General features: G+C 70.9%; 16 protein-coding genes. 11 read left to right on the forward strand and 5 right to left on the reverse strand.

The genetic code is table 11. The annotated features are described in order from the left end of the window. Positions 1 to 39: 39 nt before the first annotated feature. A complete protein-coding gene (gene ilvA, locus SACE_RS21125; RefSeq protein ID WP_009942856.1) occupies positions 40 to 1,305 on the reverse strand; it encodes a threonine ammonia-lyase IlvA in 1,266 nt (421 codons plus the stop codon). A 29-nt stretch (positions 1,306 to 1,334) separates the two neighbouring features. Here ilvA and SACE_RS21130 point away from each other — a divergent pair, with 29 nt between their 5' ends. The 5 genes from SACE_RS21130 (at position 1,335) to SACE_RS21150 (ending at position 6,456) form a co-directional block, all read left to right on the forward strand. Further along, positions 1,335 to 2,144, forward strand: coding sequence for an IclR family transcriptional regulator (locus SACE_RS21130; protein ID WP_009942854.1), 810 nt, complete (start codon positions 1,335 to 1,337; stop codon positions 2,142 to 2,144). A 250-nt stretch (positions 2,145 to 2,394) separates the two neighbouring features. Then, positions 2,395 to 3,765 carry a GntP family permease gene (locus tag SACE_RS21135; RefSeq protein ID WP_009942853.1) on the forward strand — a complete coding sequence of 457 codons (1,371 nt, stop codon included), beginning with the start codon at positions 2,395 to 2,397 and terminating at the stop codon, positions 3,763 to 3,765. A 38-nt stretch (positions 3,766 to 3,803) separates the two neighbouring features. Further along, entirely contained in the window at positions 3,804 to 5,045 is a 1,242-nt protein-coding gene (locus SACE_RS21140) for a CaiB/BaiF CoA transferase family protein (protein WP_009942852.1), read from the forward strand. Then, entirely contained in the window at positions 5,042 to 5,998 is a 957-nt protein-coding gene (locus SACE_RS21145; protein ID WP_009942851.1) for a beta/alpha barrel domain-containing protein, read from the forward strand. Before SACE_RS21140 ends, SACE_RS21145 begins: the two co-directional genes overlap by 4 nt. A 101-nt stretch (positions 5,999 to 6,099) precedes the next feature. Continuing rightward, positions 6,100 to 6,456, forward strand: a complete 357-nt coding sequence (locus SACE_RS21150; RefSeq protein WP_009942850.1) for a DUF4186 domain-containing protein — start codon at positions 6,100 to 6,102, stop codon at positions 6,454 to 6,456. A 30-nt stretch (positions 6,457 to 6,486) separates the two neighbouring features. On the opposite strand, the gene SACE_RS21155 is transcribed toward SACE_RS21150, so the two are convergent. Together SACE_RS21155 and SACE_RS21160 are read right to left on the reverse strand one after the other, a co-directional pair. Next, positions 6,487 to 7,272: a pectate lyase gene (locus SACE_RS21155; RefSeq protein WP_009942849.1), complete on the reverse strand. Its 786-nt coding sequence runs from the start codon at positions 7,270 to 7,272 to the stop codon at positions 6,487 to 6,489. A gap of 88 nt (positions 7,273 to 7,360) precedes the next feature. Further along, the gene (locus SACE_RS21160; protein ID WP_009942848.1) at positions 7,361 to 7,945 is read right to left on the reverse strand and encodes a CGNR zinc finger domain-containing protein; all 585 of its coding nucleotides are present in this window, start codon (positions 7,943 to 7,945) and stop codon (positions 7,361 to 7,363) included. Positions 7,946 to 8,028: 83 nt separating this feature from the next. Between SACE_RS21160 and SACE_RS21165 the strand changes: the two genes are divergently transcribed. Then, positions 8,029 to 8,721, forward strand: coding sequence for a haloacid dehalogenase type II (locus SACE_RS21165; protein ID WP_009942846.1), 693 nt, complete (start codon positions 8,029 to 8,031; stop codon positions 8,719 to 8,721). A gap of 15 nt (positions 8,722 to 8,736) precedes the next feature. On the opposite strand, the gene SACE_RS21170 is transcribed toward SACE_RS21165, so the two are convergent. Together SACE_RS21170 and SACE_RS37815 are read right to left on the reverse strand one after the other, a co-directional pair. Further along, a complete protein-coding gene (locus tag SACE_RS21170) occupies positions 8,737 to 9,522 on the reverse strand; it encodes a metallophosphoesterase family protein (protein WP_009942845.1) in 786 nt (261 codons plus the stop codon). After that, positions 9,519 to 10,352, reverse strand: coding sequence for a hypothetical protein (locus SACE_RS37815; RefSeq protein WP_011874321.1), 834 nt, complete (start codon positions 10,350 to 10,352; stop codon positions 9,519 to 9,521). Before SACE_RS37815 ends, SACE_RS21170 begins: the two co-directional genes overlap by 4 nt. Positions 10,353 to 10,634: 282 nt before the next feature. Between SACE_RS37815 and SACE_RS21180 the strand changes: the two genes are divergently transcribed. The 5 genes from SACE_RS21180 to SACE_RS21200 all read left to right on the forward strand — a co-directional run bounded on the left by SACE_RS21180 (position 10,635) and on the right by SACE_RS21200 (position 16,381). Further along, complete coding sequence (locus SACE_RS21180) at positions 10,635 to 11,402, forward strand: class I SAM-dependent methyltransferase (protein WP_009942843.1); 768 nt, start codon at positions 10,635 to 10,637, stop codon at positions 11,400 to 11,402. Positions 11,403 to 11,559: 157 nt separating this feature from the next. After that, positions 11,560 to 12,831 carry a GGDEF domain-containing protein gene (locus SACE_RS21185; RefSeq protein WP_021341682.1) on the forward strand — a complete coding sequence of 424 codons (1,272 nt, stop codon included), beginning with the start codon at positions 11,560 to 11,562 and terminating at the stop codon, positions 12,829 to 12,831. 143 nt (positions 12,832 to 12,974) lie between these two features. Beyond that, the gene (locus SACE_RS21190; protein ID WP_009942840.1) at positions 12,975 to 15,107 is read left to right on the forward strand and encodes a putative bifunctional diguanylate cyclase/phosphodiesterase; all 2,133 of its coding nucleotides are present in this window, start codon (positions 12,975 to 12,977) and stop codon (positions 15,105 to 15,107) included. Between the two features lie 102 nt (positions 15,108 to 15,209). After that, positions 15,210 to 15,767, forward strand: a complete 558-nt coding sequence (locus SACE_RS21195) for a hypothetical protein (RefSeq protein ID WP_011874323.1) — start codon at positions 15,210 to 15,212, stop codon at positions 15,765 to 15,767. A 95-nt stretch (positions 15,768 to 15,862) separates the two neighbouring features. Beyond that, positions 15,863 to 16,381 (forward strand): hypothetical protein, encoded by a 519-nt coding sequence (locus tag SACE_RS21200; RefSeq protein ID WP_011874324.1) that lies wholly within the window; start codon positions 15,863 to 15,865, stop codon positions 16,379 to 16,381. Positions 16,382 to 16,386 lie beyond the last annotated feature (5 nt).

Here is a 16,386-nt window from a genome sequence, read left to right on the forward strand (position 1 = left end):
GGCACGCACCCCGGCGAGGATCGAGGTCCCCGGAGGGGATCACACGAGGAACGTGAACAGCGGGCTGTCCGGTGGCACGCGCTCGACGCGGTGCGGGACCTTCTCCATCCGCCGCAGGAGGGGCTCGAGATCCTCGGGTGCGCCGAGTTCGATGCCGACCAGCGCCGGACCGGTTTCGCGGTTGTTGCGCTTGACGTACTCGAACAGGGTGATGTCGTCGTCCGGGCCGAGCACGTCGTCGAGGAACCCGCGCAGGGCACCCGGCTCCTGCGGGAACTCCACCAGGAAGTAGTGCTTGCGGCCCTGGAACACCAGCGCCCGCTCGACGATCTCGGCGTAGCGGCTGACGTCGTTGTTGCCGCCGGAGAGCACGCAGACCACCGTCGCGCCCGGTTCGAGACCGAGGCCGGAGTCCAGCGCCGCCGCGGCCAGCGCGCCCGCGGGTTCGCTGATGATGCCGTCGGACTGGTACAGGTCGAGCATCTCCACGCAGATGCGACCCTCGGGCACGGCGACCATCCGAGGCTTCCGCGACGCGGTGATCGCATAGGTGTGGGCGCCGACCGTGCGCACCGCGGCGCCGTCGACGAACGGGTCGATGTCGGTCATCGTCTCCGGGCGCCCGGCGTCCAGCGCGAGGGCCATGCTGGCCGCGCCCGCGGGTTCCGCGCCGATGATCCGCACCTCCGGGTGGGTCTCGCGCAGCCAGGCGATGGTGCCCGCGAGCAACCCGCCGCCGCCGACCGGGACCACCACCGCGTCCGGGGTGCGGCCGAGCTGCTCGACGACCTCCCGGACCACGGTGCCCTGTCCCGCGATCGTGCGCGGATCGTCGAAGGCCGGGATCAACGTGGCTCCCGACGAGTAGGAGTACTGCTTGGCCGCCGCCGCGGCGTCGTCGTAGGTGTCGCCCTCGACGATCATCCGCACGTGCTCGCCGCCGAACGAGCGGACCTTGTCGCGCTTCTGCCGCGGCGTCGTCCTCGGCAGGTAGACCCGGGCGCGCACGCCCAGCGAGGCGCACGCCAGGGCCACCCCCTGACCGTGGTTGCCCGCGCTGGCGCAGACCACGCCGCGCTCGCGCTCCTCGGGCGAGAGCTGGGCGATGAGGTTGTAGGCGCCGCGCGCCTTGTACGAACGCACGGCGAGCTGGTCCTCGCGCTTGAGCCAGACGTCCAGTCCGTACCGCTCGGACAGCCGCTCGCTGCGGTGCAGCGGGCTCGGCCCGATCACGCCCGCGAACCGGCCGGCCGCCGCCTCCACGTCCGGAGCGCCCACCACACCGGACTCGCTGACCTCGCTCACCAGATCTCCTCCTGCCGTATCTTCGGGGCATGGCTGCCCGAGACGAGCCCGCGCCGCACGCTACCGAGACGGGGACCGGCACCAAGCAGGCCCCGTTGCTCGTCCTGGGCAAGATCGCGGAGATCCTCAACGCGTTCACCCTCGCCCGGTCGTCGATGACCCTTCGTGAGATCCAGCAACGGACCGGGCTGCCCGCGTCCACCGTACAGCGCCTGGTCACCAACATGGTCGCCCACGGGTTCCTCGACCGCGCGGGTGACAAGATCCGGATCGGGGTCCGGATGGCCTACTGGGCGGGCGCCGCCGCCAAGGACCTCGACGTGCTCGAGGTCGTCAACCCGGTGCTGAAGGACCTGCGCGACCAGACCGGCGAGACGGCGTGCTTCTTCCGCGCAGAAGGCACCCAGCGGGTGTGCGTCGCGGTCGCCGAGACCCACCACGCCCTGCGCCGGGAGATGTCGGTGGGCAAGATCGCGCCGATCCCCGTCGGCTCGTCCGGGCGCGTGCTGCTGGCGTGGAACCCCGAGCTGGCCGAGCGGGTGCTGCAGGAGGAGCTGCCGCAGCTGACCGACAGCACGATCACCGACCGCGACGAGCTCCGCAGGCTGCTCAAGCAGACCCGCGCCGAGGGCTACGCCATCACCGTCGGCGAGCGCATCGACGGAGCCTCCGGGCTGGCGGCTCCGGTGTTCGACTCCGCGGGCGACCTGGTCGGGGCGCTGATGATCCAGGGTCCGACCCTGCGCATGCCCGCCGAGAAGTGCGTCGAGTGGGTGGACACGCTGGTCGAGCACGCCGAGCAGATCACCCGCGCGATCGGTGGCCGCTACCCCTCCTGAACGCCTTCGCAGACCCTCCTCGGACGAGACTGCCTCGACGCCTGACACGCGCGCTTTCCTGTTCCGGTCGCCCCTGTTCGGGCCGCCGCAGACGGCGCGTGTTCGCACCACTGCTCAGCCCTCCTCGACGAGCGGGACACTTCCGATCTTGTATTGACTCACATCGTGGGTAGGTGCCCATAATGCGGGTATCGTTGTGGCCGAGTGCGCGCAGCGAAGTGCAACGGAGCACGGAAGAACGGACGCGCGAATGTCTGACACGGCAATCCTGATCAACACCGCCGTCGCGGTAGCGGCCATCGTGGTGCTGATCGTCAAGTTCAGGTTCAACCCGGTCGTAGCCCTGGTCCTGGGCTCCTGCTACCTCGGGCTCTCCGCCGGTCTCGGCGCCGAGAAGACGGTCACCGCGATCACCGAGGGTTTCGGCGAGATCATGGCCGAGATCGGCCTGCTCATCGCATTCGGGGTGCTGATGGGAGCCGTCCTGCGCGACCTGCGCGCCATCGAGCGGCTGGTGGACGCGCTGATGCGCGCCGTAGGCCCGCGGCGCATCCCGCACGCCATGGCCCTGACCCTCGCCACCTTCCTGCAGTCGATCTTCCTCGACGTGCTGCTGGTGATCTCGGCACCGCTGGCCAGGGCCATCGCAGGAAAGCTCGGCCGCTATGGCACCGCGCGGATCGCCACCGCGCTGGCCATCGGGCTGGAATGCGGAATCGTGTTCACCGTGCCGGGCGTCGGCGCCCTGGCGCTGGCCGCGCTGCTGCACGTCCCGCTCGGCACCTACCTGTTCTACGGGCTCGTCGTGGTGATCCCGACCGTGGCGATCTCGATCTCGGTGATGACGTTCGCGCTCACCCGCGGCTGGTGGAAGCCGGAGGTCGACGAACTGCCGCTGCCCGACACCGCCTCCGCTCCCGCCGCGCCGGTCCGCAGCGAGGGGCCCGGCACCCTCGCGGCGTCCAGCACGCGGGACCAGGCCCCTCTCCTGCTGCTGTTCACGCCGCTGCTCGTCTCGCTCGTGCTGATCGCCGCGGGAGCACTGGCCGACGTGCTCGACTGGAAGAACCCGGTGGTGTCATTCGTGTCGAGCCCGGTCGTGGCCCTGATGCTCGGCCTGGTCGGCACCTGCTTCATCGGCACGCGGTTCATCGGCAGGCCCGCCGTCGAGGAGTCGCTCGGCCGCGGGCTGCGCGACAGCGGCCAGATCCTGCTGCTCAACGGTGTCGGCGGCTGCCTCGCCGGAGTGATCGAGCAGACCGGGCTCGGCGACATCCTCGGCAAGCACTTCTCCGCCGACAGCTGGGCCCCGCTGGTCCTGGTCTGGCTGATGGCGGCCGTTCTGCACATCGCGGTCGGGTCGGTGACGATCTCGGCGATCACCTCGGCCGGACTGCTGGCACCGCTGGCCCCGGTGCTCGGCCTCAACCCGGTGCTGATCGCGCTGGCCGCCGGCGCCGGATCGCTGTTCATGGTCCACCTGACCAGCAACACCTTCTGGCTCCTGCAGTCACTGCTGGGCCAGACCACCCGCGGCACCCTCAAGACCTGCTCCGCGGGCGTCTCCGTCGCCTCGGTCGTCGCGATGGGCCCGGTCCTGGCGCTCAGCCTCGTCGTGTGACCGGCGGCGCCCGGACCCCGATCGAAGAAGGGGGAACAATGCGCAACGACAGCACCCCGCTCCCGCTGGAAGGCGTGCGCGTCCTCGAACTCGGCAACTACATCGCCGCTCCCACGGCCGGGCGGATGCTGGCCGACTTCGGCGCCGAGGTGATCAAGGTGGAGCGCCCGGAAACCGGTGACGAGCTGCGGAACTGGCGGCTCTACGCGGGGTCGGTCTCGATGCTCTTCCACACCGTCAACCGCAACAAGAAGTCCGTCGCGCTGGACCTCAAGGAGCCGCGCGGGCGCGACATCGTGCTGGAGCTGGTGCGCCACTGCGACGTCGTCATCGAGAACTTCCGGCCCGGCACGCTGGAGAAGTGGGGGCTGGGCCCCGAGACGCTGGAGGCGGCCAACCCGGAACTGGTCCTGGCGCGCATCTCGGGCTTCGGCCAGACCGGTCCGCTGGCCGGCCGGCCCGGCTTCGCCGCGGTGGCCGAAGCGATGGGCGGGATGCGCGACCTGGTCGGCGAGCCCGACCGTCCGCCGTCGCGCGTCGGAGTGTCCATAGGGGACTCGATCGCCGGCATGCACGCCGCCTTCGGCATCGTGGTCTCGCTCCTGCGCCGATCGATGGCGCGCGACACCGAGAGCCGGCCGCTGGCCGAGCGCGTCGTCGACGTCGCTCTGCACGAAGCGGTCTTCTCCGTGATGGAGTCGCTCGTGCCGGACTACCTGGCCCACGGCGTGCAGCGGCAGCGGGCCGGCGGCCGGATGGAGGGCATCGCGCCCACCAACGCCTACCGCTGCCTCGACGGCACCAGCGTGGTCATCGCCGGGAACGGCGACTCGATCTTCCGCCGGTACATGCACGCGATCGGCAGGCCCGACCTCGCCGACGAACCCGACCTGCGGACCAACGCGGGGCGGTGGGCGCGGCGCGACGAACTCGACGGCGCGATCGAGGAGTGGACCAGCGCGCACACCCGCGCGGAAGTGTTGGAGGCCCTCGATGCCGCCGGAGTCCCCGCCGGGCCGATCTACACCGCCGCCGACATCTGCGCCGACGAGCAGTACCGGGCGCGCGGGATGATCCAGACCCTCGAGGTCGACACCGGCTCCGGGCAGCCCGCCGAAATCGGGTTCCCCGGTGTCGTACCGGTCATCGGCCGCGCATCGCTGCCGCTCCGCTCGCCCGGACCGGGAATCGGAGAGCACACCGACGAAGTCCTCCGCTCGCTGCTGGGACTGGACCCCGACGAGATCGCGGACGCAGCAAACCAGGAGGTGCGCAGGTGACCACCGGCCACTCGTTCCAGCCCCGCACGACCCTCCGCGACGTGACGTTGCGGGACGGCCTGCAACTCACCGGCAAGCAGCTGCCCACCGAACGCAAGGCAGCGGTCGTCCGCGAGCTGCTGCGGCTCGGCGTCCCCAGCGTCGAGATCGGCTCCCTGGCGCGCCCCGATCTGGTGCCCTCCATGGCCAACACCCTCGAAGTCGTCGAAGAGCTCACCGCCGACGAGCTGGCCCGCTGCTGGGTCTGGGTGGCCACTCCGCGCCACGTGCAACGCGCGGCGCAGGCCGGTGCGGTCAACTTCCAGTACTGCCTCTCCGCATCCGACAAGCACAACCAGGCCAACCTCGGAAGGTCCACAGAGGACAGCCTCACGGCCATGCCAAAGGCGGTCGAGCACGCCCGCGACGCGGGCGGACGCATCCAGCTGTGCGTCGCCACCGCGTTCACCTGCCCTTTCGACGGCTACGTGCCCGCGCGGCGGGTGCTCGACATCGCCACCGACCCGCGCACCGCCGGTGCCGCCGACATCGTGGTCTGCGACACCCTCGGGCAGGCCGTCCCGGCGCAGGTCACCGACCTGATCAGCAGGATCGCCCAGCACTCGCCCCCGCGCCGGATCGTCTACCACGGACACGACACCTGGGGCCTCGGCGTGGCCAACTCCCTGGCCGCCGCCGCGGCCGGGGCAGGCGAGGTCGACGGCGCGCTCGGCGGGCTCGGGGGCTGCCCGTTCGCGCCGGGCGCCGGTGGCAACGCCGCCACCGAGGACCTGCTCTTCGCCCTGCGCCCGGACTGGCTCACACCCGCCGCCTTCGCACGTCTCGTCGAGCTCTCCGGCGAGCTGCTCGACGAGCTCGGCGAGCCCAACCGGTCCCGCGCCGCCCAAGGCGCCCGCTCCAGCGCCACCGCCTTCCCCTGGGCACTCGCACCCGCCCAGGGGACGTGCCGCTGACCGGTCACCGTGGCCCGAGGCGTGACGCACCTCTGACGCCCGCCGCCGGCGGTCCGACAATCGGGAGCGCCTGAGCACCCGACGAGGGCGGTGGGAACCGGATGGATGACATCGACGAACGGATCGACGCGATCGCCCGGCAGCCGTTCCGGGCGAAGTTCCACCTGCGCGGGCGCGACCGGGCGACCGCCGAACTGCGCGACATCCGCACGTTGCGCCTGCACGCGCGGGACTTGATCTTCAAGCGCCTGGCACCCGCGGCACCGCACAAGGACGGCAAGCAAACGCCGTACCGCGGCCATCCGGTGTTCGTCGCGCAGCACGCGACCGCGACCTGCTGCCGCACGTGCCTGCAACGCTGGCACGACGTCCCGACGGACCGCGAGCTGACCAGGGACGAGCAGGCCTACGTCGTCGACGTCGTCTGCCGCTGGATCGAACGGGAACTCACGTCCTGAACGCGTCGCGCCCAGCGATCACCAAGCCGCTCACTCGTAGCTGATGCCGTCCGGGTCGTACCTGCACTGGTCGCTCGGTCCGCTGCCGACGTGGTCGGGTTCGCCGTCGGTGACGCCTTCGTACCAGCCGCAGATCTCCATCTCGCGGTCGCCGGCCACGGTGATGCCGCTGAACGTCGCGGTGTCGCCGTAGTTGACGTTGATGCCGACGAGGCTGTCCCCCGGCGCGGTCGCGCTGACGTTCTCCAGCCGCACGTGCCGCTCCTGCGGGTTGTTGCCGCAGTTCCCGCAGGCCCGGTACAGCTTGCCGAAGTCGGAGACGGCGAAGTTGCGGATGATCACCGTGCCGGCACCGTTGTGCTGGAACACCTTGTCGTCGGCCCGGGCCGCACTGCCGCCTTCGACGGTCATCGTCGCGCCCGCGTCCTCGGCCTTGAAGGTGGCCGCGTCCTCGCCGACGTCCTCCCAGACCACGTTGCGCAGGGTGCAGGTGCCGAGGCAGTGCACGCCGTCGGCGGCGGGTGCGCCGATCACCACGTCGGACAGCGTGGCGCCGTCGGCCAGCTCGAACATGGCGGGCTGGTCCTCGCCCTGGCCGCCGTCGCCGAGTTCGCCGACGCCGTAGTAGCGGTCGCCCTCGCCGTCGAAGACCTCACCGGCTCCGACCTCGATGGTGGCGTCCACCGGCACGTCGGCCCGGGGCGGAGGAGCGTCGGCGCCGGCGGTCGCCGCCATCGTCGCCACGGTGAGCGCGGACACCGCCAGGGCGGAGAACAGTTTGCGGGGCCGCACGAACCTGATCACGGGGAGTGCCATCGCCACCCTTTCCAATACGCGAGAATTGTTCGCGTAAATGTTAGAAAGTTCGACCACCTCCTCCCGTGCTACTTCCGTGGGGATCGCTTCACGGATTTCCCAGCCCTGAGAGCGCTCCGGGCGACCCCTCAGCCGTGGTCGCAGCTCGCTTGCGGGCCCGGTAGGCCGCGGCCTTGACGCGGTTGCCGCACTCCTCCATCCCGCACCAGGAGCGACGGGCGCCGCGCGAGCGGTCGAGGTAGATGCGAGTGCAGCCGGCGCGACCGCACTCCTTGAAACAGGCACGCGGATCGGCGAGCACGGCGATAGCGCTCCTCGCTATCTGCGAGAGCACCGTCGGAAGGTCCCCCGACATGTGCAGACCGGCGTCGCTGAGCTCGATCACGGGCACTGGACCGGCGGCCGCGTCGTTGAGGATCTCAAGGCCGGCCGGATCGAAGGGCCGATCGAGCACGCGATCAAGAGCGAGCCGGTAGATCGCCTCTCGCAACGACAGCGCGGACTCGAAGGTGGCGAGGTCGGCGGTGACGCGGTTCGGGAGCTCGTCGCATTCGGCCACCCACCGCTCGATGTCCGCGGGCGCGGTCAGGGCGTCGACGGGCTCACCCCGGCGAGACCCGACGGTTCCGGCCAGGTCCAGTGCTGGGTTGCCGCTCACGAACGCGAAATCCACGTCACCATCTTGACCGGTGACGCACCCGGCGGCAAGAATCGTCACCAGTCAAGGTGGTGACGCATGTCAGAACTGGAGATCACATGGCCGAGATCCGCGATATCGAGGTCGTGGTCTTCGACGTCCTCGGAACACTGGTCGACGAACCCGGCGGGCTTCGAGCGGCGATCCGCGACGCAGTGCCCGCTTCCGGCGACGCGTCCGTCGACGAGCTGCTCGCCGCTTGGCAGGAGCACGTCGAGCTCGAGCAGCAACGCATCGGGCAAGGGCATCGCGCGTACGCCAACAGCGAGGTCATCGACGCGGAGGCCGCTCGACGCGTGGCCGACCACGCCGGACTCACCGATCCGGCGACCATCGCCCGGCTTGCCACAGCGGGGCGGCGCCTACCTGCCTGGGGCGACTCCGTCCCCGCTCTCGAGCGACTAGCGCGGCATTTTCCCGTGCTGGGCCTGTCCAACGCCGGCCGCACCGCGCTGCCGCGGCTCAACGCACACGCCGGGCTGCGCTGGCACCAGGCCCTCTCCGCCGAAGCCGTCCATGCCTACAAGCCTGCACCGGAGGTGTACCGGCTCGCCGTCGACACGGCCGGATGCGCAGCGGAGCGCGTGCTCATGGTGGCGGCCCACGCCTGGGACCTCCGCGGGGCCCAGGCGAGCGGGATGCGCACCGCCTACGTCCCGCGACCGGTCGGCGACCCGCCGACGAGTTCCGACGTCTTCGACTGGCAGTTCGGCGGACTGGACGAACTGGTCACCGCACTGACGACGCGATAGCCGCTCTCGCGGAGATCACCGTCCCTTGTGGTCCGCTCCGCCCACGCGAGCTTCCACGCGCGCCTCGCCGGAAGTCGAATGCTCGTCCTCCACACCCAGCCGGTAGACCTTGAACGGCGCGCCCAGCACGTGGTTGGCGACATTGCGCACGGGCACACCGCCCGCCGTGGTGCCGTGCTCGCTGCCGTAGTGGGCGTGCCCGTGCACCGCCAGGTCGACCCGGCTGCTGTCGATCGCCTCGGCGAGCAGACCGGAGCCGAGGAACGGATAGATCTCCCGCGGCTCGCCTTGCAGGGTGTCGGGCACCGGAGAGTAGTGCGTCAGCGCCACCCGGTAGTCGGCGTCCAGCGAGTGCAGCGCGTTCTCCAACCGAGCGGCGGAATCCTTGGCGTGGTCGATGAACTCGCGCATCACGCGCTCGCCGAAGGAGCTGCCGCAGTTGTCGGTGAAGCCCCCGCCGAAACCCTTCACGCCGGCGATTCCAAGCGCCCGCGGCCCCACGGGCACGACGGTGGATTCGCCGTCGAGCACCTGGATTCCGGCCTCGCGCAGTGCACCGGTGACCTCCTCGGGCCGGTCGCAGTGGTGGTCGTGGTTGCCCAGCACCGCCACGACCGGCACCGGCAGGTCACCGAACTCGGCCGTGACCGCACGGGTTTCCTCGGCGCTGCCGTGGTTGGTGAGATCGCCGGCCAGCAGCAGGACGTCGGCCCGTTCGGCCAGCTCCAGCATCGCCGGGCGGAACCGCCCGTGGTCCTCCGGCCCGAGGTGCACATCGCCGACCGCCGCCACGCGGATCACGACACGTCCTCCTCAGCACTCGTGTCGACCGTTGCCACCACTCGGATCTCGTCGCGGATCCGGTGGCCCTCCGAGTGGTCCGAGGCCGCCCGGACGAGGTGCGCGTGCTGCTCGTGGCTGCTGACCACGCCCACCAGCCGGAGCTCGTCGCCATCGGCCTCGACCGACACGCCCAGCTCACCGATTTCAGGGTCCTGCGCCAGCACGCGGCTCAGGCGCTCGGCGACGTACTGCGATCGTGCGTCCAGTGACATCACCGCACTCCTCTGCGTCGTCGTCTCCGCGGGAACGAGGTCCAGCCGCCGGCACAACCACAGGAACGCCTCGGTGTACGGTGAACCGCTCGTCGCGCGCCGCACGCCCGCCCAGTCGATCTGCTCGCGCAGGGACCGGGCCCACTGCAACGGCTCGGCGAAGTCGCACCGGTGCGGGCCGAGGACGAGGATCTTGTCCGTCAGCAGGTAGGTCGCCGGCATGACCGGCATGCTCGCGGGCCCCACGCGCAGGCGCTCGGCGCGCGCGAGGGTGGCGTTGCTGACGGTGTTCTCGTTGGGCCGGTAGATGACGTCGACCAGCCAGTCGCCGTCGTAGACCTTGGTCAGCCAGCTCTCCTCCGGCTCGACGGGCCGCATCCCGAACATGCGACGCATGGCCTCCACGGCGTCCGCCGCTGACTCCGGCCGGACCAGCACGTCGACGTCGTGGTCCGAAGGCGGTCCACCACGCGCGTAGACGGCGCAGCCGCCGGTCAGCGCGTACTCCACTCCGGCATCATCGAGCGCGCACGCAACCCTGGTCAGGGTTCTCAGCATCGCCGTCGGTTCGCGCAAGGACATTTCCTCCCCGGTCGGCGGTCGACTCCCACGCCGCCCCTAAGGCGGGTTGCCTTCGACTCGCTTTCCACTCATGTTCACCGCGTACCCGGTGAACGCCAGGACGATGCGTTCGCGGTACGCGGCCGATGAACCTGCCCGTGTCGCGCCCTCACGCCCGGCGCACCGGTGCGGGCGGTGGCACACTCCCAGCACCGGATCGTCAACAGGCAGCGCTGCACGGCGCGACGACCCATGCGGGTCCCACCAGCCGCAAGCGACGGCGAACCGGGGGTGCCCATGCACGAGGACCATTACGAGCGGTTGGCCGACTCCTACGACGACACGTGGGCCCACGGCGAGGCTTTCCTGAACTGGATGACCGAACAGATCACCTCGCGGCTGGCCCCGGCTCCCACCGACCGCGTGGCCGACGTCGGAGGCGGCACCGGCCTGTTCTGCACGCAGCTCGCCGAGGCCAGCGGGGTCGAGCAGCCCATCCTGTGCGTGGACTCGTCGGCGGCCATGCTCGCCAACCTGCCGCACGACAAGCGCGTCACCGGCGTGCATGCCTCCATGGAGGAGATCGCCGTGGGCAGCGCCGTGCTGCCCTACGCCGGCCTGGACGCGGTGCTGGTCAAAGAAGCCATCCACCACGCCCGGGACCCGCGCCGGACGCTGGCCGGCCTGGCCTACCTGCTGCGCCCCGGCGGACGCCTGCTCGTGGTCACACTCCCGCCGCGCCTGGAGTACCCGTTGTTCGCCGAGGCGCTCGACCGCTTCGCCGCCGCACAGCCCGAGCCCGGCGACCTCGCCGCCTCGCTCCGCCACGCCGGTCTCGACGTCGATCTCACGGAGGCGCGCTTCCAGCACCGCTACGGCACCGAGCGCTACCTCGCCAGGATCCGCCGCCGCTGCATGTCGGTGCTGTCGACCTTCGACGACGACGAACTGGAACGCGGCATCGAGACCATCCGCGCGCAGCACCCCGGCGACGTCCTGCGTTTCACCGACCGCTTCGCCTTCGTGCTGGGCACTCGGCCGGCGCACGAGTCGCCGCCCCCGTGAGCCGAACGGCCTCCGGCCGGGCGGAGGTCAGCGGCGTGTCCCCACTCCTCCGCGGCCCGGGGCAGCCGGGAATCGCGCGGAAAACCGTGCGCAGCAGGTAACCCACAAGAGTTAACCTGCCGATGCCGCCCCCAACAGCGGGCCTACCGTCGGTCCCATGCCCTTACCGCGCCAAACCGGCACCGACGCGGTTCCTTGGCGCGCCGTCTGCGACCAGGCCGCGTCGCCCATGACCGTGCTCGACATGCAGGGGCGTTTCCTCTACGTCAACCGGGCGCTGTGCAGGCTGCTGCGTTGCGACGCCGACGAGCTCGTGCGCAACCACCGGAAGTACTTCATCCACCCCGACGACCGGGATGCCACCGACCTGCTCAGCGATGTGATCGCGGCCCCGTCGGGCGAGGTCTGCCGCGAGTTCCGTTGCGTGCGCTCCGACGGCGCGGTGATCTGGTTGCTGCTGTGCGCGTCACTGATCCGCGACGAAGGCGGCAGGCCGGTCTGCGTGACCACGCACGCCCAGGACATCACCGAACGGCGCGAGTCGGAGGCGCGGTGGCAGCAGACGTTCACCCGAGCCCCCATCGGCATGGCCCTGCTGGACACGCGGGGGCGCTGGACGGAGGTCAACGCGGCGCTGTGCAGGCAGCTCGGTTACCGCGGCGAGGAACTGCTCGCCGTGGAGCCTTCCGACCTGACCTATCCCGGCGACGACCCGACCGCCGCGGTCGCCGACGTGGTCGACGGACTGAAGGACACCGCTTCGCTGGAGACCTGCTTCCGGCACAAGCTCGGCTACCCCGTCTGGCTGTTCGTCCGCATCAGCGCCGTGCACGGGCCCGACGGCCGCGCCGCTTACCTCGTCGGCCAGTACGAGGAGATCGGCGACGGGCGCATGACCGACGACCACCTGGCCCACCTGGCGTTGCACGACCCGCTCACGGGGCTGGCCAACCGCGTCCTGCTCACCGACCGGCTGGACCAGAGCCTGGCGGAGCTGCCGCGCACCGGCGGTGCGCTGGCCGTGCTGCTGGTCGATCTGGACGAGCTGAAGCTGGTCAACGACCGGCACGGGCACCTCGTCGGTGACCAGCTGCTGATGTCGGCCGGGGACGCGCTGTTGCGCGCCGCCCGCCCCGGCGACACCGTTGGCCGCTTCGGGGGCGATGAGTTCGTCGTCATCAGCCGGGTGGCCGACCAGCAGGCGGCGGAGGCGCTCCGCAGGCACGTCGAACGGTTCCTGCACACCGAGATCGACGCGTCCGGCATCCGGCTGCCGCTACGCGCGAGCGTCGGGCTCGCGAGCACCGCCGACCCGTCGGCCTCCAGGACCGACCTGCTGCACGCCGCCGACCAGAGCATGTACAGCCGCAAGCACCGGTCGCAGGGTGGAGCCGGGGAACCGAGCCGGTCGCGGGCGAACGGTGCCTGAGTTGCCGGTGTTGCGCGACGTAGCCTGCGGACAGCAGTGGCGTGCGTGCCGTCCGCCCCGGGCCAATGCCGCGGCCTGAATCGAAAAGGGTCAAACCGGGCAGTCTCGTGGTGGGTGTGAGACGAACCTCCCAGGAGGTCAGGGTGTATCCGGAACAGTCAGGTGGTCCCCACGACCACGGCGTGCAGGCCAGCGCGGCCAAGGTCCTCGCCGCCGAGGACATGCGCGAGTACGCGATCTTCTCGCTGGATGCCAGCGGCCGCGTGGCGAGCTGGAACGCCGGTGCGCAGCGGGTGAAGGGCTACCGCAGCGAGGAGATCATCGGCAAGGACTTCTCGGTGTTCTACCCGCACGAGCTGGCCGAGTCCGGCTACCCGCAGTGGGAGCTCGAGCAGGCCGCCCAGGACGGCTTCTTCATCGACCGCGGGTGGCGGGTGCGCAAGGACGGCAGCCGCTTCTGGGCGCACGTGGTGATCACCGCCCAGCGCAGCCCCGACGGTGTGCTGGACGGCTTCATCAAGGTGACCAGGGACGAAAGCACCGCGCAGGTCCGCGAGCACTCGTCCCGGCGGCAGTTCACCGACCTGTTCGAGCTCGCCTCGACCGGGATCGCCCTCTTCGACGACGCGGGGCGGCTCCTCGACGCCAACGTGGCGCTCACCGACCTGCTCGCATGCCCGTTGCCGCAGCTGCGGGACAAGATGGACCGCGACTTCCTGCACCCGAGCGACGAAGGGAACGGCGGTCTGCTGCCCAGCACCTCGCCGCTGCGTTCTCCGGGTGGCGTCGGTGGGCCGATCCCGCACCGGGTGCTCACGACGTCGGAAGGCGAACCGGTCCTGTGCCAGGTGCACAGCAAGGCCTCGGTCGACGCGGAGGGCGGCCGCTCGTGGCTGGCGATCTTCCACGACGTCACCGAGCAGGTCCGCCGCACGGAGGTCCTGAGCTTCCAGGCCACCCACGACGGGACGACCGGGTTGCTCAACCGCCGGGGATTCGAGGAGGTTCTTTCCTCGCTGCTGTCCCCGGAGGCCGACGGCGAGGTCGCGGTGCTGTTCTGCGATCTGGACAACTTCAAGCGCGTGAACGACGCCCTGGGGCACGAGGCGGGCGACGAGTTGCTCGCGGCGGTGGCCGATCGCCTGACCACCGAGCTACCGCCGAAGTGCACGGCGGCCCGCTTCTACGCCGACCAGTTCGTCATCGTCTGCCCCGACGTGGACGCGGTCGGCGGGAGCGACGCCCTCACCAAGCACGTCGGGAACGTGTTCCGCATGGTTGTGCCGCTGCGGGAATGGCGGGTGCACGTCTCGGCATCGGTGGGCTCGACCGTGGTGGAGGACCACGGCACGTCCATCACCGAGATCCTGCGCCTCGCCGAGGCCGCGATGATCGAGAACCGCTTCCGCAGCCACGGGCGCCTGCAGCTCGTGCAGAGCAGCAGCAGGCCCGCCGAGCCCCACACCGATCAGCTCACCCTCGAACACCACCTGCGCGAGGCGCTGGCCGACGACCGCATCGACCTGCACTACCAGCCCATCATCGACAACGACGGAGCGGTCGTCATGGCCGAGGCGCTGCTGCGCTGGTCGGATCCCGAGCTCGGACCGGTCACGCCGGACGTGGCGCTGGGGGTCGCCGAACGCGGCGGCCTGCTCACCGGCCTGGATCGCTGCGTCCTGCGGAAAGCGCTGCACACCTCCGTCGGCCTGCGGCGCCCCGACGGGCGTCCCATCGCCGTGGCCGTCAACCTCAGCGGCCTGCACCCCGACCGGCCGGAGTTCGTCGAGGAGGTCCTCGCCGCCGTCGACGAAGCCGGCGCCGATCCCGAGAACCTGGTCCTGGAGATGGTCGAAACGGTCCTCGCCGAGCTGGGGCCGACACCGCAACGCGCCGTGCGCAGGCTCGTCGACGCCGGTGTGCGGTTCGCCATGGACGACTTCGGCACGGGCTACTCGTCGCTCGCCCGCCTGCGCGAGCTGCCGACGCAGATACTCAAGCTGGACCGGTTGTTCGTCGGCCAGGTCTGCTTCGACCCCGCGAACCTGGGCATCACCCGAGCCGTGGCCGAGCTGGCGCGGACAATGCGACGCCAGTGCATCGCCGAAGGAGTGGAGAACGCCACCCAGCACCACCTGCTCCGCGCGATCGGGATCGATGCCTACCAGGGCTATTACTTCTCCCCGCCGTTGCCGCCGGACGACTTCCGCGACTTCCTCGCCACCACGCCGATCCAGACGCCCCAGACCCTGGACCCGCACAGCCCGGAGGTCTGATCAGCACTCGGAAACGGTTACCACCGCTCGGCGTTCCGGGAACGCGGGCATCTCGGTAGGCTCCTGCTCGCCCACGAGGTTGGGCCGGAATGGGGGCCGATCGTGCACTACAACGCAGGACGCCGTCGTGGTCGTCTGGTCGCGGTCGTGGGCGCGTTCGCGCTGACCGCTTGCCAGTCCGCCGGGCAGGAGCACGGCCCCGCCCCGACCGCGACCACCGAGTCGCAGCCCGCACCCGCGCTCGCCGCTGCCGACGGCCGCGACTACGCGGCCTGCGCGGACGGCAACTGCGAGGTGCTCGTACCGGGTCCGGTCACGTTCGCGCTCGACGGGCGTGCCGGTTTCGGCGAGCTCGTCATCCACCGCGTGGAGGGCACGGGAATCCAGTTCGATCTGAAGGGCGCCGACAGCAGCGCGTCGGGCTCGCTGTCCACGGGCTGCATCTCGACCTTCCACTCCGGCGGGAACGGCTCTTCCTGCAGCACCGCACCACGGCCCGCACCCGACCCGGTGGACGGAACCCTCGCCATGCAGCTCGCCGACGCGCGCGACGGGCAGGTGGTCCTCCGGCTCGTGTCCGGCGAGCCCGGCCCGCCGCCGGCATCGCTGTTCCCCCGCATCCCCACCTTCCGCCCGCACATGCCCTTCGGTGACGACTGACGTTCTCCGCGCAGCAGCCCACCCCCGCCATACACCGCAATATCGGCCGCTTGGCCGCTACCCGGAGTGGGGCACGGCGGATAGTGTTCGTCCGCGTGGGAGAGGAAAACGGGCTGGGCGCGCTGGTCGACCGCTTCGCCGTGGACGGCGCCCGCCGCGTCCGCATCGCCGCGGTTCTCCTTGTGGTCGGGCTAGTCACCACCGTTCTCTTCGTGGTGCTGGCGATCCCCGCATACGCGAACTCGGTCACGGGCGACGACGTCGTGCCGAGCGTGGGCCTCGGCGCCGGTGTCGGCCTGCTGCTCCTGGGCGGCTGGCAGGGATGGTTGTCGCTGGCCCGCCGCGGCGAGTCGTTCCAACTCCACGAAGGCGGCCTCGTCCACTCCTACAGCGGCCGCGAAGTGCGTGCCGTGCGGTGGGACGACGTCGCCGACATCACCGACCACGCCAAGGACACCGCGCTCGCACGGCTGCTGGGCGGCGACGTGAACTGCCGGATCAAACCCACCGGAGGAAAAGCCGTGGTCATCACCGGCCTCGTCGACGGCGCCGAGCACCTCGTCTCGGCCGTCCGGCGAGCGGTGGAGGACCGTCCACCGCACCCCCGGGCATGACGAGA

Source organism: Saccharopolyspora erythraea NRRL 2338 (assembly GCF_000062885.1).
Taxonomy (GTDB): domain Bacteria; phylum Actinomycetota; class Actinomycetes; order Mycobacteriales; family Pseudonocardiaceae; genus Saccharopolyspora_D; species Saccharopolyspora_D erythraea.